We start from the raw sequence: 21,860 nt of genomic DNA on the forward strand, positions 1-21,860 counted from the left end.
AAGTCCTTACATTGAGTGTTTGTCATAGTTGTCCTCGCGTAAACTTTCTAAAACGCGTTGATAGTTTTCGCTCGATCGCTCATAGTCGCCAGTGATGCGGGTGTGATCGAGTGTGATGATGCGGTCGCAACAGGTTGCTTCCCGTTTCAGGTGGGTGACAAGGAGCCAGCTTTTTTCACGCCCGTAGTGCTTCATGCGCTCGAGAATATCGCGGGCCGTCCCGCCGTCTATATTCTCTGTCGGCTCATCAAGTAGCCACAGGTCGCGTTTCTGCAGGAAAAGGCGTGCCAATGCAAAGCGTCGAGCCTGACCGGTAGAAAGCCCGGTCTGGTTTTCCCCAATGCTGCTGTAGAGGCCGTCTTTGAGATTAACGAGATAGTCGTGTAGTCCCGCACGCTCCATGGCCTCGACCATGTCGTCGTTAGAGGCGGTCACATTGGCAAGTTTCAGGTTCTCATGCAGAGTGTCATGAAATATATAGGTATTTTGTTCCAATAATGCTGCTTTTATTGCTGCAATTTTTCCCTCGACAATCATATCTTTTGTCATGAAAAGCGAAATGAGCGAACTTTTGCCTGCTCCGTTGGGGCCGACAAAGGCTATCTTTTCTCCTGAGCTGACGGTGAAATGAATATCGTTCAAAACTGCCGGCAATTGCGGCTCGTAGCTTGCCCGTTTGATGTCGGCTATCGCGACATAGCTACATGGTGGCAATTCTTCACGGGGTTTGGCTGAATTGGCACTTTCACCTTCGACAAATGGCGAAAGTCTGCGTAACGCCAATATATAGCGGCCAATCTCGCCGCAGCCCTGATAAAGCGGTTTGACAAGGTCATAAAGTGTCAATGCGGCCAATATAGAAAGTACAGCCAGTGGCAAACTGATCAATCCATATTGATAGAGTAGGATAGTTGAGAGAATAAGCCCGACAAAAATAAGCTTGTCGACAAAACCGCTGATTGCTTCAATGGCGAGTTGCCGTTTTTTCAAGGAAACGTCGCTTGTGGCAAGGCTGTCTTCCGTGTTCATGACATGGCTGGTGAAAGATTGTTGGCAGCCATTCATAACAAGGTCGGTCTGGCCGGAAAGAAGTGCGATCACACGTGTGCGCAGGCTTTCGCGCCGGATTGCGAGAGAGGCTGAACGTTTTTCGTCAAGTTTTATCGAAAGGCAGGAAAAAACAATGACGGTTGCAAAAACAATCAGTCCAAAGCCGAGCCCCAAGCCCAAATGAACGGAAGAAAGCACGGCTATAATTGTTAAAATTGCAACGAGTGCAACAATAGAAGGGACGATGAGTTTCAGATAGATGAGTTCGTAACTATCGATATCGCCGGTTAGACGATGCAACAGACGTGCCGGACGCATGGCGAGATCACGCAAGGATTTTCTTTGTGCAATTGTCTTGAAGAGTTGTAGCCGCAAGCCTCTACTCTGCATGAATGTTGCGTCATGATTGACGAGCCGCTCAGCGTAGCGCGCACCGGTTCTCAAAAGCGCAAAAAAACGTATGGCAGCCGAGGGCATAAAAACATCGAAGACGCGTGTTGCCGCAATCGTTAACCCCGCAATTCCGGTTGCCGTGATAAACCAGCCGGATAGGCAAAGAAGGCCGATTGTCGAAAGTGCTGTGAGAATGGCAAAGACAAGTCCCCAAAGCATTTTTTTGCGGATAATTCTGTCGCGCGGTGCAATGAGAGCAAAGATTTTTTTCATCTCTCGCTCTCCCTGCAATTCACTTCCGGCGAAAGTTCGATCACTCTGTCCATGCGCTTGAAAAGTTCCGGATCATGAGTTGTAACAAGGAGGCTCTTTTCTCCGGAAATTTTTATGAGTGCATCTATAACAATCTTTGCACTTTCAGGATCGAGATGGGCGGTTGGCTCGTCAATGAGAAGGACATTGCGGTCTTTTTCCAGTGCCAGCCGCACCAAGGAAAGGCGAGCTGCTTCGCCACCGGAAACACCGCTTCCGCCTTCACCAAGGCGCTGGTATTTGCGCTCATTGGCAAAATCTTTCAAATTGGCAAGATCAAGATAATCGTCAATATGATCGAATTTTCTGTTGAATGTTATATTGGAGAGGATTGACTGGTCGAACCAATAAGGCTTTGCACCCATCCAGCCGATTTTGGCTCGAATTTCATCTATATTGTTCCCGTCCACAGTCAAGCCGTTAACTTTGATTGAACCCTTGTCAGCCTGAATAAGACCGGCAATGAGTGAGAGCAGAACCGATTTTCCGGCGCCGCTTTTTCCAGTGAGCGCAACTTTTTCTTGCCTGCCGATTTTAAGCGAAAAGTTTTTGAAAACCGGTTTTTCGGGAATGAAGCCGAATGAGAGATTGTCAATTTCGATTGCAGTTCCATTCTGAGGCGAAGCTGTTTCTTCCGGCTTCGTATCATATGATTGTTGAACAATTGGCGATTGCGGAACATCAGAAGATTGATGAACTATCGTCTCGCCTTTGCCAACGAGTTTTGTGAAATTTTCCATAGCAGCTTTACCTGCAACACGGTCGTGCCAAACGCTTGCAAGTTCGCGCAATGGTTCAAAAAAACTAGGCGCAAGCAAAAGAATGAAGAGCCCTTCTGCAAGGCTAAGCTTGTTTCCCCAAAAGCCGATGGTAATGACACCTAAAAGATGAAAACCGATATAAACGGCCATCAAGGCGACACCGAGAGCCGAGAAAAGTTCCAGTACCGCTGACGACAAAAAAGCAATGCGTAATACTTTCATCGTGCGCGTAATGAGGTCGTCGGATTGGCGAGCAAGGCGTTTCGCACTCCAGAAGGTGGCGTCAAGAATGCGCAATGTCTTTATGCCGCGCAAACGATCCAGCAGATAGCCATTCATCTCGCCCATTTCCTGCCATTGTTCTTTTGCTGCTTTTTGAGCTTTGGCGCCGATAATGGCCCAAAATAGCGGAATGATCGGTGCTGTTATAAAAAGCAGCAAACAGGCAAGCCATGAAAACGGTAATATAAGGCAAAGGATGACAACCGGAATAACGGCAGCGCGCAACATCAAAGGGCGGTAGTTCGCGTTCCAAGAAACGAGTGTCTCTCCCTGATCGACAAGGATATTGGCTGCCTCGCCGCTTGGCATACGTTTTTTACTTAAAGGAGAAAGAAAATTAAGGTGGGTTAGGCCACGTTTGCGCCACTCATTCAAATTTTTACGGGAATTTTTGAAGAGGTCAAGTTGGCTATGATAATCAAGACAGGCTTTGATTGCAGCAAGGAAAACGATAGCAAGACATGCAATGATAATGGTCGACAACGCTTCACCCGCTTTTGCGACAATCAGGCTCAACAGTGCAGCTTCAGCTATCCAGAAGAGCGGCAAAAGACTGAATATGATTTGTGACAGGGTAAGTCTTGGCAGGAGACCGGCTCTTTCATGTTTCATATCAATTTGACCCGCTTTCACAGTCAAAACATATAAGATCGTTGCGGCAGTAATGCCGCAAATACTTACGTCCTCACGTCTTTAAATTTCAGGATTAGGCGTTATCGTATAAACGATTATTATATAGGTATGAGCTCATGAACTTTTTATACATGAGTGAAATCTGTTTTAAAAATTGTATTTGCAAATGTGATTTATTTCTTTAAGCTATAAATAATCAAAGGGAACACTTAAGGCGCATCACTTATGAACCTGGCACAATTGAACTATGTCCTGGCTGTTGCACAGACAGGCAGTTTTACTATAGCAGCAAAGAACTGCCATGTAACCCAGCCGACCTTGTCAAACAGCATCGCCCAGCTTGAAGACGAGTTTCAGGCGCGCATTTTCTCACGTACAACGCGGCGCGTTGGCCTTACGCCTTTCGGGCAGCACATTATGCCCTATATCGAGAAGCTGGTCGAGGCCAATTATGATCTCGTTGACGAAAGCAAAAAATTTAACAATCAGGAAACAAATGTTGTCAGGATCGGCAAATCGCCTTTGATGAGTTGCCAATATCTGGCAGCCGTCATGAATGATTTTCGCACGGAGAATCCGGACTCGGAAATTGTGTTATGCGAACGCAATAGCGGCGATCTTATCGACTTGCTGGAACGAGGTGAAGTCGATTATGTCTTTGATGTTGCAGCAGAAAAAAAGCCTACAAGGGCAAGCGAATTTCTTTATGAAGAGCCGCTCTATTTTATACCGAGCACGGCACAACCGATCAGAAACGTCAATGTGGTGCATTTTTCCGATATTTCCGACGAGGTTTTTGTCATGGTTGATGATGAATCCGGATTGAACAAATTTATCAGGGAAATGTTCGGGCACCACAATCATGTTCTGAAAGAATATACCGGTAAAACTGTTTCTTTTCGTGAACTTGAAAACTGGGCGCATTGCGGGCTCGGAGCGGCACTTTTGCCAAAATCGGCAATCACTGTGACATCAGGTCAGCGCTATATCTTGTGCGATCAGGACGAGCGCCCGATACAAATCCGTTACGAAGCGACGTGGAAGAAAAATATTCCGGTTACAAGCGGAAAATTGAAAAATTTCCTAAAGCAGTAATTAAAACGAGTATTTTGCACCAATAGCGAAACTTTTAGCTGTATTTTGGAAGAATATTTTTCCAAAAAATTATTTGGAAGTGAATCATATCCTTTTTTGCGGCTTTATAGAGAAATAATTATCCGGTTAAAGAATACAGCGGGAAGTGTGTTCAAGGCTGTCTATTTTTTAGAAAGGTCTGAAAGTACTGAAGTATTTTTGAAGTTGAAAAAATATCACGAATAGACAAATTTATCGGCATGAATTTATCGGGTTGGAAATTCGGTGTGTCTGAAACATTGATCGGCTGAAACACTGGCGAGCAAAAATACCGGCTTGTTCAAACTCTCGCTAATCCAATTTTCCTGTGAGCCCGCAACGCGTGATGACCTTGAATTGCATTGATCTTGACAATTTTTGCTAAAGGGAAAAAGGGGGGTGACTTTCCGTGGAAGTGCAGGCCTGTGATTATCCAATTGATTGCGGATTTTAGAGGTTTTTTGCCCCTTTGAGGGGGAAATGGTATTAAAACGGGCGACTTTTCATAGCTATCACTTCCAAAATAGATGAGGAATTTAGGCAGTCAATTTTGAAGTTCAGGTTTCCGACATCTGAGCTTTCGGAAATACCAGCCATTTCTTTTGTAGGGAGAGGGAGTATTAGAGGAGGGTGCCAAATGCCCGACAAATGGATTTGCAAGGTACCTTGAAAGTTGGCGCAGTTTTGACGTCTAGAAAATTTTATTCACCAGTATTGGTGTCGTCAAAGTTTCACACTCTTGTAACTTATTGGAAAATTTCCGAAACGAGAATTTTTATTAAAAAATCTGTTTAGTCGGCGGTCGTTTATGACCGGACATAGCCAAGAGTTCTGAATTCCATTTAGCTAAATCAAACGATTGTTAAAATAAATGGTCGGGAAACTTCTGTTGCAAAAATATATCGTGGTGCCGAGATGTCGGCCTCGTGGGAGCTATGAAACTTTTACCGCTACAAAGTCTTAATCATTGAAGATCAGGAAAACAGTACGGACACCCACTTTATTAAAGTGTTCGTGCGTCTTGGGCTTTTGAACGTTCCGGATTCGCAAATGGCATAAATTGACGGATAGCCCGAATTTACAGATGGTGCGGATTTGTTGATAAGGCGGAATTTCTGGCTAGATTGAATTTCAGGTAAGAAGGGCTTTTGAGTGGGCTTGTCTTTTTTCCTCGCCTTATTACGATATTGCCTCGTTGCTTTCGCCTTGAGGCGCAGTTTCGGCGGTTACTGATAAATGTTAACGCTCTAAAAAGGCGAAAAAGAGCGGGGACTTGTATGTCCCCGCCAGGCAATGGTTTAGTTTGTATTTGACGGGCAACATTCACCTAATTTCTGCTTTGCTTGATGTTTTGCAAAAAGGCTTGAGAGAAAAGCAAGGAAAAGTGCTGCAAAAGAAAGGCAAGCACCTGCCCAGTTCGGCGAGGCATAGCCGAAACCATAAGCGATCACCAGACCGCCGAGCCATGAACCCAGTGCGTTACCAAGATTGAAAAAGCCGATATTGACCGCCGAAGCAAGATTTGCACCGCCTGCGGCTTTTGCTCTATCCATAACAAGGCGCTGGATTGGCGAAACGCTGGCAAAACCGAAGGCAGCCATGAAAAATATAGAAAATACATCGGCAATTTTGTTGCCAATTGTAAAGTAGAAAAACAGCATCACTACGGCTTGAGCGAAGAGCGTAATATAAAGAACCGGCATGAGTGCACGGTCGGCAAATTTGCCACCCAAATAATTTCCGACAAACAATCCGGCGCCGAAAATGAACAGAAGAAATGTAACGCCCTGATCGGAAAAATGACCAAGCTCTTTGGCCATTGGCGCAATATAGGTAATCGAGGTGAAAAATGCTGCAGGGCCTAAAATAGTGATGCCCATGGCAAGAAGAACATGAATATCGCCAAAAACAAAAAGTTCGTTTTTCAATGATTGTTCATGATGTTTCGGCTGTTTTGGAACCAATCTCGACGTTGCAACAAATGCAACCATACCGATAAGAGTTATGAGATAAAAAGTGGTACGCCATGACGTTACATGGCTGAACCAGGTACCGGCAGGAACGCCGATGAAATTGGCTGCCGTCATACCGCTAAACATGAAGGCGATTGCGCTGGTTCGCTTATCTTGAGGGACGAGGTCTGCGGCAAGGACAGAAGCAATACCGATAAAAACCCCGTGACAAAGCGAATTGATAACCCGCCCGAAAATGGCGGTGGTAAAATTGGGTGCAAGAGCGGTCAGAAAATTTCCGACGATGAAAAATGTCAATGCAAGAAGCAGCAACTTTTTCTTTTCAACATTGCTTCCCAATATGATGATAATCGGAGTTCCGAAAAATACACCCAATGCATAGGAGGTTGCCAAGAAACCGGCAGCCGAGACCGAAATGTGAAAATCTGCCTGAATGGCCGGCAAAAGGCCGGAAATAATGTATTCTGTTGTGCCGATACCAAAAGCGGCAATTGCAAAAGCCCATAAAGCAGCTGGCATAATGATATTCCCTGATTTGTTAGATACAGAAAACAGCTAGGCTACTAGTAAAAAATATGCTAGAAGGTACTTAATAGGGACATAGATACTAAAAAGTGACTATTATGCCGAAAAACACCAATGAAAACATTGTCTTTGTCGAAACCTGTCCGGCACGAAGAATTATGGAATTATTTTCGGTCAAATGGAAAAGTATGCTTTTGCACGCATTGTTTCACTGGCCAAATGGCAAATGTCGCACTGGTGAATTGCAACGCGCTTTACCGGGAATTTCCAAAAAAATGATGATCCAGACATTGCGTGATCTTGAGGAAGGCGGGCTCGTTCACCGTCATGTCTATACCGTTGTTCCCCCAAAGGTTGAATATTCGCTCACCCCGCTCGGAAAAAGATTTTGCGAGCCGGTTGAAATGCTGTTTGATTGGGGAAAAAGCAACTGCGACGCATTGGAAAAATTTGAAAAAAATCAGCACAAGAACGCAAAACAGGATGAGAAACCCGCTCATTAACGAGTTGGTAAAATTATGGTAGAAGCCCCACGTAGCGTTAGTAGAACAAAGGACTATTTTTCCTTGTTTTTGTTAGCGGGGTACATCGGGGCGAGTAAGCGGAAAACTTGAAAAGTTAGACCATATGTTCTTGTCTTCCCCGCTCACCACATTCAGGATTTTCAAGGAACGTCGACTGCTAGCGATGCTTACGGTTAAAATCACTGCGGCTATTAATCCCACATCCGGTATGCCGGTTTTTTAATAACATTCAGATAAAGAAGGGGGACTTCCGCCCCCATCCTTTTAAAATCCGGTTTGCGTCATCTTCATCAACCAAGCCGTGGGTTAGATCAGCCAAGGCGGCGGGCGGCCGCGCGAACTAAGCTATCAAGCAAATAGCCGATCAATCCGATAAGCAATATGGTTGACATCAGCTCAGGATAAGCAAGCCGGTCACGTGTATCAAGAATGAAATAGCCAAGGCCTGCCGAGACGCCCAACATTTCACAAGGGACAATGATAATCCACGCAATGCCGATCGCAAGCCGGATTCCCGTCATCATATGGCTCAAAATTCCCGGAAAAACCACATAGAGCAATGTTTCACTTTGTGTTGCAGCAAGGCTTTTTGCAACCAGCAGAAAATGCCGATCAAGTTGTTTGACACCTGCTGCTGTGTTGAACATAATCGGCCAGACGGTTGCAAAGGTGAGAAGAAAGTAAATCGGCTTGTCGCCGATGCCGAAAACCATGACGGCAATCGGCATCCACGACAATGGCGAGATCATGCGCAGAAACTGGAATGCGGGGCCGGTCGCTCTTTCCACCCACGGCTTGGCGCCGATTAAAAGCCCGACAGGCACACCGATGATGAGCGCAAAAAGCAAACCGACAACAATGCGTTTAAGGCTGATGAGAGCGTGAAGAGTCAAGTCGGAGCTGGTCAACAAGTGCCAGAAAGTCGGCAATGTTTCCTCAACCGAAAAGCGGCTTGCAAAGCTGTTCTTGTCACTCAAAACATCTGTTCCAAGCCACCAGAGGAAAAGAAGCACGACAAGTCCTGACAAACCGGACAAATGGCGAAGACAGCTTTTCATCACGCTTTCTCCCCGTTAAACTTCAATCTCTTCATTGCGCACGAAACTGTCTTTCATGCCGAAAGCGGGAAGTCCGCCAACTTCGCTTAAGGCGTGTTTGACAAATTGGTCATCGACAAGGTCTTTGGCCGCAAAAGCCGGATCAAGTGTTTGAAGAAACGCGTTATCACCTTCGATCAAAGTGTCTTTCAGCCGTCTTACCAGTTCTTCTGTGTAGCTCGGATAGGGATAGGGTTGAAAATCTATGCGCTTCTCAAGCCAGTCCGGGTGGATGATTGCACCCGATTTTTCATAAAACCGGTTATCATCCTCGGTTGAAACAAGAACACGTTTGAGAACATCGGAACCGAAAGGCATATATTTGTTCGGATTTTCTTTGGAAAGAAGAAGCGCTGTTTCTTCGCGGTTCGTTGCTGTCCACAATTGTGCTTTGACCATGGCCGAAACCACTTTTTGCGACCATTCTGGGCGCTCTTTCAGGTCTTTTTCCTGCATACAGACAAGACAGCAGGCATGGTCACGCCAGACATCGGCCGTAAATCTTGCAAGCTTTGAAACTTTGGCAGCTTCACCTGCCGCATTGAAGGGTTCTGCAACGATAAAGCCCGAAACCTGACCATTAGCAACCGCCGGTATCATATCCGATGGGGCCATGATCACCATATTGACTTCATTTTTTTCAATTGTGCCGCTTTTTCTGGAAACGGGGGTCAAGCCGTTTTTGCGCAAGATCATTTGCAATACAACTGTGTGGATTGAATACCAGAATGGAATAGCAACGTTTTTGCCGCCAAGATCGGAAATGGAATTTATGTCATTGGCAACAGAAAAACCGGAGCCGCTCATATGGTTCCATGCAACGACTTTAAGCGGCGCCTTGCTTGAATAGCGTGCCCAGATAGCGATTGGCGAAAGAACATGCATCACATTGATCTGGCCGGCAAAAAAAGCTTCTACAATTTGTGACCAGCTCCGGAAGAGAACCGGTTTTTCGGCTTTCAAACCTTCATTTTCAAAAAAACCTTTACCATGAGCCACAAGCAAAGCTGTTGCGTCGGTGATAGGCAAATAGCCGACTTTTACCGGCTCATCCTTTTCCTGTGATTTCGCTCTTCCGATATTTAAAAACGGCAAAGCGCCACTTGCCGTCAATAAAGCGGATAGCCGCAAAATGTCGCGGCGGGAAAAATACTCATCTTTCATATTTCATCTCTTTTTTAAGTCCTGCATCTCTCAAAGCTGCAAGTATTTCGATACGGATTTTGCCAAGTTCTTCGACAAAATTATTGCGTGGCTTGGGGAAATTGATTGTCCACGTGCCGATAATGTTTGCCGGTTTTCCGCCAAGCAGAATAATGCGTTCGCTAACAAGCAATGCCTCGTCAATATCGTGAGTGACAAGAAGTGTTGAAGCGGAGAACTCTTTAACGAGTTTAATCAGCAGATTTTGCATATCCTGCCGCGTCAATTCATCAAGTGCGCCGAACGGTTCATCCAGAAAAAGCACTTCCGGATTTCTTGCAAAACAACGCGCCAATCCTGCCCGCTGTGCCATCCCGCCGGAAAGCTCGGATGGTCTCAATTTACGTGCATAATCAAGCCCAACTTCATGGATCGCTTTATTCACCCGATTTTGCCGTTCGCGTTTTTCAAGCTTCTCGCGGTTTTTGAAATCAAGGCCAAAGGCCACATTTTTTTCCAATGTCAGCCACGGCAATAAACCCGGATTTTGAAAGGCCACAGCAATATTCGGGTCAACACGGGTAAGCTCTTTGCCGTGAACAAAAATATGTCCGCCATTCGGCTTTTGCAGGCCGGAAAGCACACGTAAAAGGCTTGATTTTCCAACACCACTGGGCCCCAGAATGGAAACAGTTTCATTCTTTCCGATTGCAAGGTTGAAATTCTCAAGAATAGCGGGTGCATCGTCGCGATATCGCAAAACGATGTTTTTTGCTTCAAGAAGGGGGGCTTTTTCTGTCATGAATTTGAATGGATAAACGGGTTAATCATGCCAAGGCTTTTTTAAGCTGCGTGACACTGGGGGTAATAATGGGAACAAAACTTGCCTCGCGCAAACGACGGGGAAAACCTTCGGCAGTCTCAATGAGATAGGCACCACCGCCACGGGTTTCCAATTCAAGCAGAACCGCTTTCCAGAGCCAGTCGGTCAAGCTGATACGTAGCCTGAATAGGTCTTCGGGAGCGTCGACAAAATGGTGATTGTTTACGCCTTTGAAAAGTGCGTCGCGCAAGTTTGAAAGTTCTTTTTCTGTCTCGTCTATATCGCCTTTGAGCGACGCTCTTCGGGCATTGAAATGTTTTTTGGCTTCGTCAATAAAGCGCGCTGCCAATCCTGAAAATAGCCCGCATTGAAGTGCGATAAAAGCCGGACGCAATGTTTTCAGCCATTCGGCAATATTGTCATGCAAAATCCGGTCAGCCGTCAAAGCAACTTTATCCATGGTGATCGCTTTTGTACCGCTTGAGCGCAAAGCCAATAAATCGAGCGATTGGACCGTGACGCCTTTGTCGCTATTTTCGAGACTAAAAACTACGGCGCGTCCGTTATCAAGTTCCGCTGCACAGGCTGCAAAAAAGCCTTGGCAGTCGATATTGGTAATCCATGGCATTTTACCGGTAAGGTGATAAATGCCATTGTCAAGCGAGGCAAAATTTTCCATTTTTTCAAGGCCGCAAAGATGCTTCATCAAATTGGAAAGGCCGGCAGAACCGGCCATTTTCCCTGATGTCAGTAACGGCAATTGACGGCTTTTGAGCGTTTCATTCGGGCTTTGCAAAACGCATTCGATATAAGCGCGGTGCGCCCATAAGACGAAGGCAGCAGTGAACGAGGAATAGGCAATGTCGGAAATTGTCAAAATAGCATGGGCAATGGTTTTGCCATCGCCACCGAATTTTTCCGGCACACCTACGCCGGTCAATTTTTCTTTTGCCAAGCGCTCCAATATAATTTTCGAGGATTGAAACGTGGTGTCCCATTCCTCTGCATGGGCTTCAGCCCATGGATAGAGCTTATTGAAGCCCTTCAAACAAGGGGATAACATTTTTAAAATTGCCTGTTGATGAGGGGTGAAGAAAAAGACAAGCACCGCTTTTTCTCGCCGCTCTTGAAGAAAGGCGCGATTGAAAAAACGTTGAATTGTAAAGGAAGAGACATTTTAATTCCCCGCAAACTTGCTATGGACAAACCTAATATTTCTTCTTTTCACGAATTGTTCAACCTTTTATTTTTTTATTTGCGAAAAATATTTTCTCCCTTTTAAAAAAATTTAAATAAATTTTTTAAAGAGTTTTTTGAGCAAAATGTGAAAAATAACCCGTTTTCCCTCAGGAAAACGAGCTGATTTCCCCTGATTTTTGAAGGCAGAATTTTTCATTTGTTGAACAATTCTCGTTCAGTGACGTAAAAAATTTTAAAAAATAAATTTTTTAAAAAGTATTTGGATAAGGCATGAAATCCAAATTTTCATAATTTACCACGAGTAGCAAAAAGGCGATAGTGACAGGCAAGATCGCCAAGGACAAAGCTGAAAACGCTTTTTCAGTTTATCATTCAAACGGTGCAGGCAAATTGTGGTGAATAAATTGTGCAGGTCGAAGAGAGCGTCATAGTCGCTTGAATTTTGCCGTCTGCCATAATTTGAGGATAATGCTGCAAGGTTTAACATCCTCACCACTTGGAAGGTCGCGGAAGATAGGTGAAAAAGGTCACAAAGAGGTGCGATCGGGGGAGTGAGATCGGGAAGCAGGCGAAAAGAATAACCAGCCTTAAAAAAATAGGTATGACCAGCAGGGGTGGGGTTGGCATGGTGTGGGGGAGTTTCCGGACAACAGCCGGTAAGCGGTGTTATAAAGGGAATGAAGTTAAAAAATTTTTCAATTCATTTTCGCAGGTCATGATAGCAAACTAAAGGGCTGCAAGCATGATGTTGCCACACTCACAGTCCTTTTTATCAAAAGCATTTTTAAAACCCAAAAGAGAACAAGCCGCTTTGTGCGGTTCATGGAAAATCGACTTGTTTCATGCTTTTGCAATGTCGATTTTCAAGGCTGTTTTTCAATCTTTTACAAGCATATCCGCATTGATATCGGCAATTTTTTTGGCGCCTGTCAATGTCATTGCAACACGCATCTCCTTGGCTATGAGATCAAGCATATTGGCAACGCCTTTTTCACCTTCGGTTGCCAATGCATAAGCAAATGCACGGCCAAGCATAACTGTATCGGCTCCAAGTGCAATCATGCGCACAACATCAAGGCCTGAACGCACACCGCTATCAACAAGAACTTTGAGATCGGGTTTTAAGACTTCTGCAATTTTTGGTAATGCCCTGACAGTTGAAGGCACACCATCAAGCTGACGCCCGCCATGGTTGGAAACAATAACGCCATCAGCACCGAAACGCACAGCATCGCGGGCATCTTCGACGTCGAGAATGCCTTTGATAAGCATTGGACCCTTCCAGAATTCACGAATCCATTCAAGATCTTTCCAGCTTATCGAAGGGTCGAAATTGGCACCTAGCCAACCGATATAATCTTCCAGATTGGTCGGTTTTCCGCGATAGGTGGAAATATTGCCAAGGTCGTGGGGCCTTCCCATGATGCCGACATCGTAAGCCCAAGCTGGGTGAAGAACGGCTTGTGTATATTGGCGCAATTTGGCAAACGGGCCTGACATACCGGAATGGCGGTCACGATAACGGGCCCCCGGAACCGGCATATCGACGGTGAAAACCAACGTTTTGATGCCTTGGGCGGCCGCCCGTTCAAGAACATTTTTCATGAAACCGCGGTCTTTAAGAACATAAAGCTGGAACCAGATGGGGTTTGGAACTTGCGCCTGAACTTCTTCAATCGGGCAGACAGAAACAGTCGAGAGTGTAAAGGGGATACCGCGTGATTGGGCGGCTTTGGCTGCCTGAACTTCACCACGGCGCGCATACATGCCGGTAAGCCCCACTGGTGAAAGTGCCACCGGCATTTTCATTTTTTCGCCGAAAAGCTCGGTTTCAAGACTGAGCTCCGACATGTTTTTCAAAATGCGTTGGCGAAGCGCAATATCGGAAAGATCTGTTGTATTGCGTTGCAGGGTACGCTCTGCATAAGCACCGCCATCAATATAATGAAAGAGAAATGGAGGGAGTTTGCGTCGCGCACCTTCGCGATAGTCTGAAATAGAAGATATAATCATTTCTTTACCCGTCTTGTTAGTCGTGAGGATCAAAGTCCGTTACAAATCCGGCAAAGTGGTTGCCAAAAAAGTGCCTTATGAAAGAAATTATATTTCCAGTTAAATGCATTTCTGCGGAAGATCAGTCACATCTATTGTGATTGTTACTTCAGGAAATGCGAGTGAATATTCCACGGTGCCTGATCTATTGGTGTGGAATATTTCACTCTTTTTATTTAAACAGGAAACATCCGGTAAAAGTAAAATCAATATTACGGGATCATCCACGGAAGAACATATCCCTGAAGCGTTGTCATAATACCGGCAATGGCACAAAGCCCCAGCGAATATTTGACAGTATAGCGGAAAAGGTCGGATTCTTTCCCGACAAGTCCGACAGCCGCACAGGCAATTGCAATCGACTGAGGCGAAATCATCTTGCCGGTAACGCCGCCCGTACTGTTGACTGCAACAAGCAGAACATCCGAAACGCCGATCTGATGGGCTGTGGTTGCTTGCAAGGCACCGAACAGAGCATTGGAAGACGTATCCGAACCGGTAACAAAAACACCAAGCCAGCCGAGAAATGGCGAAAAGAATGTAAAACTTTTACCCGTCTGTGACAAAGCCAGTGCCAATGTGGAAGAAAGCCCCGAATAATTGGCAATAAAAGCAAAAGCAAGAACAATACCGATCGAATAAATCGGAAGGGCAAGTTCTTTCAGCGTCATGCCGAAAACGCCAATGGCGCGAGCGGGACGCATTTTTAAAACAAAAGTACTGACGACTGCTGCAAGGATAATTGCGGTTCCTGTTGCTGAAAACCAGTCGAATTTATAAACGGCGCTGATTTTGGAATCTGTTGCAACAATAGGCGCGGTTTTGACAATAATATTATTGAGGAATGATACGTCGAAACTTAACACCCAGCTTTCCAATGCCCCGCCTTTGGCAAAAAGTTTTTTGAAAGGCGCGATGCTCCAAACCATAACAAAAATGGTCAATATGATAAAAGGCGACCATGCCTTGATAATTTCTCCCGTTGAATAATGGGGAATTTCTTCTTTGGGGGCAGCTTCGCTTTCGTCAAAACGGAAAATGCGTTTTGGCTGCCAGAGGCGCAAGAAAAGCGGCAAAACAACGAGTGTTGCAATAGCGGCTGTAATATCAGGCAATTCGGGCCCGAAATAATTGGAAGTCAGGAATTGGACAATCGCAAATGTGCCGCCACCAACAAGCACAGCTGGCCATGTTTCGCGGACGCCGCGCCAACCATCCATGATAATCACAAGCATGAAGGGAACAAATACCGAAAGAAACGGCAATTGCCGTCCAGCCATCTGGCTTAATAAAAACGGGTCGAGATTTGAAACCTGTCCGGCAACAATAATCGGAATTCCCATAGCGCCGAAAGCAACCGGGGCAGTATTGGCAATAAGACAAAGGCCGGCCGCATAAAGCGGGCGAAAGCCTAACCCTGCAAGAAGGGCAGCAGTAATCGCAACCGGTGCACCGAAACCGGCAGCACCTTCAAGGAAAGCACCGAAAGCAAACCCCACCAGAATGAGCTGTAGGCGCTGGTCTTCGGTAATCCCCAAAATGGAATGTCGCACAATATTGAAGTCACCTGTGACAACCGAGATTTTATAAAGAAACACCGCGCCAACGATAATCCACGCAATCGGCCACAAACCGTAGAAAAAACCATAAATGGCGGATGAAATTGCCGGTCCAATCGGCATGCCATAGACAAAAACGGCAATTAAAAATGACAGGATAACGGTAATTGTACCGGCGACATGTCCTTTCAAACGAAGAAGTGTCAAAGCCAGAAAGAAAAAGATTATCGGTATTGCGGCAATCAGTGCAGATAACCATAGATTGCCAACCGGAACATAATTCTGCATCCACGTCATTGTTTTCTCCTCCCAATACGTGTGCGGTAAATGTTTGTTGGTAAATAATAAGGCTGAAGAAAACTAAAACGTCAATTTATTTTAGATTAAAATTTGCATATATGAACCAGAAATAGGCTTATATTTGAAAATATGTGAGTAATTATTATAAAAATTATAAAAATGAATATTTTTAAAAGCAAATCCGGTTTTAAGGCATTTTCCATAATGTTTTATGATTTTTTGAGGCCGAAAGCCAAGCTTTCAAAACAGGTTAAAAAATATCTTTGTTCTGCATTTGGTTACGCAGACAGGCGCTCATCAACGCATAGCGCCAGTTTTTGAATAAAATGCCGATCTACTCAAGAAGGAGTCTGCTATCGAAGAAAAGTCGGCTCTTGAAAAGTGATAGAGGCCGGTTTTTACGAGTGTGATTTTTGGGGGCTGGGTATGAGAATAAAAAGGGGACAAGAAAAATCCAATTCCTTTCACTTCTTTGACAGCCGATAAAAGCAGGGCAATTTTTAAAAACAGTTTAATAACTCAGTTTTTCAAGCCGGCACCGGCGACATACCGGCTTTTTTAAACTTATATTTGTTACCGCTCACCTTTCAAACGTCGGGGATTTATTATCGGTCGCTCTTCAGCCGCCGGGGAAATCTCGTGACTATAGGTGTTCCAGTGTTAGTCTCGCCACCGATCAAGCCGGAATGTCGAATTCATCAAAATCTTTTTCGGTTTTTCCCTGTGCAATAAGCTCGTTATAATATTTGCCGCGAATTTTCTCTATTTCCGAGCTGGCAAGCCCGAGACGCCAATATCCGATGGCTTTGATATTCTGCTTTTTCACATTGCAGTTCGCTATGAAATGTTTCCTGATTGCACGGGCTTCTTCCCGTTCGCAAGCAATCCAGATATGACAATTTTCGGCATCGGTGATCTTTGCAGACGAGTGAACAAGAAAACCGGTTTGCCCAGGATGTTCATCTTCCTTTCGCACATAGATATGTTTTTTGACTCCCTTTATATCGGGCAGTTCACCGGCTGCTTCTGCCGTTGCGGATTCGATATAGATTTCGGCTTCGGTATTTTCCGGCCAATGGGAAAGAATGGAAAAAATGGCCGGAATGGCGGTTTCATCGGCAAAGAGCTTCAGCTTTTTATTTTTATATTCTTCCGTTGAAAATTGTGGGCGCGGACCAATCAAATAAGCATGAGATGCGGCTTTCAAACTTTGAAGCCAGTTGATAGCGGGGCTTTCCCCTTCATGTTTGACAAAATCGACTTCGATTTCATGTGTCGCGGGATTAAAAGAACGGATTGTATAAATCCGGTAAACCTTGCGGCCTTGTCCGGTTTCGCCGATCTCGAAACGCACGGCAACATTTGCCTGTTGCCATTCAATCGGGTTTGTCGGGTTGATTGTTCCGGTCAGGCGGACGAGGTGGGAAAAAGGTTCATAAATCCGGTTGACCGTTAGTTCAAGACGCTCCATCCCGTCCATGTGGTTTTCCGGCGTGAGTTCAGCCGTATTCCTGTTTTTTGTCTTTTCCATCTCTTAAGCTCCCGCACCGATTGTTTTTTTGGGTTTTAAAAGTATAGATGAATAATAATGAATATAATAGTCAAGTTTTTAGTAAACCGGTATTGAAGAAAATATCGCTGTCTGTCAATCAGGTTTTTACATCGTTTACCGGCCTGCCGGAAGTTTGCCAGAATGAACAGTGCTTATCCTTGGATGACCGGCCATTCCAGGAAATAGTGAGTTCCTTCAAATTGCGCCTGTTGGCGGACAAGGTGACGTGTAATTTTTCTATACAAAGCGTGCTCTCCAATTTTCACATAAAGGGCATACTACTGCATTCTTTCCCGCAAAGAGCGTGCCGTTGTATTTGACAATTCTCGGGGACGAAGCTTGAAGATCAGCTCTTCGAGCCCGGAAAAGCTTGTAATTTCGAGTGTGATTGGCGGCTGCTGGTTTCGCTTTTTGTTTGCCTTAGGATCAATTCAGAATGGCTGCGTTATGAGGCAACACTCCACGTGCTTTATTCTGGTTGTTCCATAATTTTTGATAGAGGCCATCGGCTTTTACCAACGTATCATGGGTTCCTTCTTCAACGATTTTCCCATTTTTCAGAACGATGATGTGGTCGGCCCGACGAATGCTGTTCAGCCGGTGGGCAATGACCACGACTGTGCGGGTTCTGGTCAATGCATTCATGGCGCGTTGGATCTCTGCTTCCGCCGACGGGTCAAGGCTTGCGGTTGCTTCATCAAGAAGCAATATCGGGGCGTTTTTCAAAAAAGCACGGGCAATGGATATGCGCTGCTGTTCGCCGCCTGAAAGCGAGCTTCCATGTTCATCAAGCACGGTGTCATAACCTTCCGGCAATGCCATGATGAATTGATGAGCTTCGGCCCGTTTTGCCGCTTCGATGATTTCTTCACGGCTCGCATCTTCCTTGCCAATTTTGATATTGTCATAGACCGTTCCGGAAAAGAGAAGCACATCCTGAAACACCATGCCGATCAACCGATGAAGATTTTCGGTCCCTATGTCTTTAAGGTCTATACCGCCGATCGTGATTTTACCTTCCGTTCTTTCCCAAAGACGCGCGATAAGGTGGACAAAACTTGTCTTTCCGGCACCGCTCGGCCCAACTATTGCCGTTAATTCCTGCGGCCTGATCGTGCATGAAATATCATCAAGGACTTTGTTATTCGTTTCTTTTGCGTTGCCCGCTTCTTTTTTATCATAGCTGAACCCCACATGGTCGAAACGGATTTCATAGTTTTCCGGCATTTTTGGATGTTGCGGCTCTGTTAGGGTCGGTTCATGAAGTAGCGCTTCAATGCGCATGAGCGAACGGTTTGCCAGACGCAACATCAACATTGCCTGACCGACTTCATATAATTGGCGGTAGACGGGCAATGCAATGATAAGGAAAATCAACAATTGAGAGACGGTGAGCTTGTCATTTGCCAACCAATAAATGCCGAAAATAACCAGACTGATATAGCTCATTTCCAGCACAAAACCGAAGCATGACAGGAAAGGCGAGGTTCTAGTTTCGGCGTGGAACCATGCATTGCGCTGGTCGTCGAGAATTTTTACAAGTCTCTTCCAGCTATTGCCGAAACGTCCGAAGCTGCGAATAACAGTGATACTTTGCACATATTCAAGCAATGCCGATTGCACGGCACTATTGGCTTTTCCAAGTTTCACGCCTGCGCTTTTTCCCATAGCGAGCGTCCATAACAAGGCAAGCAAAGTCAAAGGAAAGCCGCAAAGCATGACAATTGCCAGACGAAAGTCGACAAAGAAAAGAAAAATAGTCAGAAAAACCGGCATTGAAAAACCGGCAACAAATGGCTGGATGAAATGCGACCACATATGTTCGACAAAAGTAATATCGGAAGTCAGTCTTCCTGCAAGGTCGCCGCTTCTTTGCTTGTTGAACCAACCCATGGGAAGTTTGCGCAAATGCTCTGCTACATTAAGGCGTGCCTCGCCCATCATTGTGAAAGCACCATTATATATTTTCGGCGCACCGATCGTACTTGCGCCGATGCGCAACAAAAAGCTCAAAACCATGCCGGCCCCGAAGAAAATAGCGGCTTTGAATGTCAGCTCTTTGGCAAAGGCCTGTGTCAACATCATAAAAAGGAAGACAAAGGGAAGAGCTGCAAAAAAACCTTCGACAATCGTCCATAAAATGCCGTGAACGAGTTGTTTGTCGCGCGTTTTCGACAGACGGAAACCGGACGTTAAAATATCAATTATCATGACTGCCCGCCTTTTTCTGCCAAATTATCCTGTTTTTTTGAAAGGGTTTTATTGTCTTGCCCGTTGGTGTCGGTTTTTTCTTCGGCTTCCCCCGCCTCTTCTCCGAGTGACCACGCGCCGGCCGAAAGCTGGTCTTGCCATAAAATCCGGTAGGTCGGGCAGTTTTTCAAAAGTTCTTCATGAAGGCCTTCGCCCGCTAGCCTGCCATGATCCATCACAATAATCTTGTCGGCAGAAACGAGATTTTGCAAATGATGGCCGACGATGACAACCGTACGATTTTTATAAAGTGTTTCAAGGGCTTCGTGGATGAGGTTTTCATTTTCCGGATCAAGACTTGAAGTCGGTTCATCAAGAAGCAGAATTGGCGCATTTTTCAAAAAAGCGCGGGCAATCGAAAGCCTTTGGCGTTCGCCGCCGGAAAGTTGCGAGCCGCGTTCCTGAAGGAGCGTATCGTAACCTTGCGGCAGGGCTTCAATAAAACCGTCTGCTTTGGCAAGGCGGCAGGCTTCCTTAAGTTCTTCATTACTCGCATCGGGTTTGGCAATACGCAAATTATCGGCAACAGTGCCATAAAGGAGTACTACATCCTGAAAAACAATGCTGGTTTTGTCGAGAAGGTCGTCAAGTCGCCAGTCGCGCACATCAAGACCACCTATGGTTAAATGTCCATGATCGAATTCATAAAGTCGTGCAACAAGTTTCAGAAGTGTACTTTTGCCCGAGCCGCTTGGACCCACCAATGCCGTTACTTTATCGGCTTTTGCGCTAAAACTGACATGGTCGATAGCGAGCCTTTTGCCGTAACTATAAGAGACATCGTCAAAAACAATTTCATAGGGGCCATCAGGCGTTTTGCTATCGTGATTTTCGATAAGCGGTTTTGCAGTTAAAACCTCATTGATATGATCCATCGCTTCGATATGGTTCATTTTCTCATGAAGTGCCCCTGAAAGGGTCAGAAGAGGTTCAAGAACCAGTGGCGAAAGAAGCAAAAATAACACAAAAGTAGCCGCGTCAAGGGAACCGTTCACATAGAATATGGCTCCGATTGGCGCTACCAGAACAAGATTACCGCGCAGTAAAATAGCAAATGTCATAAAGGAGCGCGTCACTCTGGCAGCAAAACTATGCGCCCAGTCCACCGCATTATGGATTGTCTTTGAAAGATTGCCGAAAGAACGCGTATCAAGACCAAAACTTTTGATAACGTGTACGCCACGGATAAATTCGCTGATCTCGCCTGAAATTTTTTGCTGCAAACCGATCCATTCATGCATGTCATCGCCCATGCCGCGGGTCATCCACCATTGGGCAAAAAAGGCAATCGGCAAGGGGATCAAAACAATAATGGCAAGCCGCCAATCGGCAAAAAACAACAGGATAAGAGCCGAGAGCGATACAATGGGAGCGGAACTCAGGCTTGGCAAAATATGGGCATAAAGGCTTTCAAGACTGTCAATATCATCGTAAAGTGTGCGCCTGAGTTTTCCTGAAGACTGGCTTGCAAAAAACGACAGTGGAACCTCGCCCAGTTTTTGCGCTGCTCTTTTTCTGAGTGTAAAGAGAATGGTGAAGGCCCCTTTATGGGCAAGCATGTCACTTAAAGATACGAATATCCATCTAAGCAGAACAAGGCCGGTTGCAACACCTGCAAGATACCAGATTCTAGTCGTGTTCACCGTTGGTTTCAAAAGCTCGCCGGCAATAAGCGAAATTACATAGAAGGGCGCAATGCTCAAAGCAGCAGCGATAATGGCCGTGATGATGGCGGAGCCGGTAAAAAAACGCGAATAGCGTAAAAGCCTCAGAAAAGTTGCAGGCTTTTCACTGTCATAAACTGTCGGATTGATGGATGGTTGTTGGCTCATTACGGCTACCGCAAAAATTGTTAAAAATGGACTATGACTTATTTTTGATAATTTATGTATAGTTTTATTTGCTTTATCCTTGGAAAACTTTTCTTATCCGTTTTTATGGTCGTAAATTTCTCATGTATAAATTTCGGCGTTCTCAGCAGAAAACCGGTTTCCAAATAGGGTCATTCTCTTAAAAAATGCGCATAAATTTTATGCGCTTTCCATCAGGCTTTTCAAACATGTATCACAATCAATCGCAAATATCGGACAAAAATTATTCTTTTCATCCATGTTCTTGAGTTCAGAAAAATATTTTGCATGAGAAAACTTCAAAGAATTGTCGGACAGGTGAAAGGCTATAAATCGGCGTTTTCAGCCATTAAAAAAGTTTTTGCTCAAGCCTGTAAAGTCGTTTGACCGTTTTGATGCCCCGTGGCTTCTAATTCCGTTGTTTTGTGAGGCATAATTTTTAAAAAATTTATGCCTCACAACATAAGC

At 45.2% G+C, this 21,860-nt stretch carries 14 protein-coding genes; 2 read left to right on the plus strand and 12 right to left on the minus strand.

Annotated elements, in window-relative coordinates:
- Positions 1-6 precede the first annotated feature (6 nt).
- Positions 7-1,716 (minus strand): amino acid ABC transporter ATP-binding/permease protein, encoded by a 1,710-nt coding sequence (locus tag PEB0122_RS04155; protein ID WP_083639735.1) that lies wholly within the window; start codon positions 1,714-1,716, stop codon positions 7-9.
- A complete protein-coding gene (gene cydD, locus PEB0122_RS04160; protein ID WP_075915744.1) occupies positions 1,713-3,410 on the minus strand; it encodes a thiol reductant ABC exporter subunit CydD in 1,698 nt (565 codons plus the stop codon). The genes PEB0122_RS04155 and cydD overlap by 4 nt, the downstream gene beginning before the upstream one ends.
- A gap of 246 nt (positions 3,411-3,656) precedes the next feature.
- Between cydD and PEB0122_RS04165 the strand changes: the two genes are divergently transcribed.
- Positions 3,657-4,526 carry a LysR family transcriptional regulator gene (locus tag PEB0122_RS04165; protein ID WP_075869155.1) on the plus strand — a complete coding sequence of 290 codons (870 nt, stop codon included), beginning with the start codon at positions 3,657-3,659 and terminating at the stop codon, positions 4,524-4,526.
- Between the two features lie 1,316 nt (positions 4,527-5,842).
- On the opposite strand, the gene PEB0122_RS04175 is transcribed toward PEB0122_RS04165, so the two are convergent.
- Entirely contained in the window at positions 5,843-7,036 is a 1,194-nt protein-coding gene (locus PEB0122_RS04175) for an MFS transporter (RefSeq protein ID WP_075869154.1), read from the minus strand.
- A gap of 104 nt (positions 7,037-7,140) precedes the next feature.
- On the opposite strand from PEB0122_RS04175, the gene PEB0122_RS04180 reads away from it, so the two are divergent.
- Positions 7,141-7,545, plus strand: coding sequence for a winged helix-turn-helix transcriptional regulator (locus tag PEB0122_RS04180; RefSeq protein ID WP_075869153.1), 405 nt, complete (start codon positions 7,141-7,143; stop codon positions 7,543-7,545).
- A gap of 332 nt (positions 7,546-7,877) precedes the next feature.
- Here PEB0122_RS04180 and PEB0122_RS04185 read toward each other — a convergent pair whose 3' ends face one another.
- From PEB0122_RS04185 to PEB0122_RS04235, 9 genes are all read right to left on the minus strand, one after another.
- Complete coding sequence (locus PEB0122_RS04185) at positions 7,878-8,624, minus strand: ABC transporter permease (protein ID WP_075915562.1); 747 nt, start codon at positions 8,622-8,624, stop codon at positions 7,878-7,880.
- A gap of 15 nt (positions 8,625-8,639) precedes the next feature.
- A complete protein-coding gene (locus PEB0122_RS04190) occupies positions 8,640-9,827 on the minus strand; it encodes an ABC transporter substrate-binding protein (protein WP_075915564.1) in 1,188 nt (395 codons plus the stop codon).
- On the minus strand, positions 9,817-10,608 hold the full coding sequence (locus tag PEB0122_RS04195) for an ABC transporter ATP-binding protein (protein ID WP_075869149.1): 792 nt from the start codon (positions 10,606-10,608) through the stop codon (positions 9,817-9,819). Before PEB0122_RS04195 ends, PEB0122_RS04190 begins: the two co-directional genes overlap by 11 nt.
- Before the next feature lie 25 nt (positions 10,609-10,633).
- Positions 10,634-11,692: an acyl-CoA dehydrogenase family protein gene (locus PEB0122_RS04200; protein ID WP_075869148.1), complete on the minus strand. Its 1,059-nt coding sequence runs from the start codon at positions 11,690-11,692 to the stop codon at positions 10,634-10,636.
- A gap of 1,013 nt (positions 11,693-12,705) precedes the next feature.
- On the minus strand, positions 12,706-13,842 hold the full coding sequence (gene lldD, locus PEB0122_RS04215; protein ID WP_075915566.1) for an FMN-dependent L-lactate dehydrogenase LldD: 1,137 nt from the start codon (positions 13,840-13,842) through the stop codon (positions 12,706-12,708).
- 251 nt (positions 13,843-14,093) lie between these two features.
- Positions 14,094-15,737, minus strand: coding sequence for a lactate permease LctP family transporter (locus tag PEB0122_RS04220; protein WP_075915568.1), 1,644 nt, complete (start codon positions 15,735-15,737; stop codon positions 14,094-14,096).
- A gap of 679 nt (positions 15,738-16,416) precedes the next feature.
- Positions 16,417-17,271, minus strand: coding sequence for a siderophore-interacting protein (locus PEB0122_RS04225; RefSeq protein WP_083650187.1), 855 nt, complete (start codon positions 17,269-17,271; stop codon positions 16,417-16,419).
- A 447-nt stretch (positions 17,272-17,718) separates the two neighbouring features.
- Positions 17,719-19,503: an ABC transporter ATP-binding protein gene (locus tag PEB0122_RS04230; RefSeq protein WP_075915570.1), complete on the minus strand. Its 1,785-nt coding sequence runs from the start codon at positions 19,501-19,503 to the stop codon at positions 17,719-17,721.
- Positions 19,500-21,374: an ABC transporter ATP-binding protein gene (locus PEB0122_RS04235; RefSeq protein WP_075915572.1), complete on the minus strand. Its 1,875-nt coding sequence runs from the start codon at positions 21,372-21,374 to the stop codon at positions 19,500-19,502. Before PEB0122_RS04235 ends, PEB0122_RS04230 begins: the two co-directional genes overlap by 4 nt.
- Positions 21,375-21,860: the final 486 nt, after the last annotated feature.

The organism is Ditibartonella apis, assembly GCF_001952075.1.
In the GTDB taxonomy this organism is placed as follows: Bacteria; Pseudomonadota; Alphaproteobacteria; order Rhizobiales; family Rhizobiaceae; genus Bartonella; species Bartonella apis.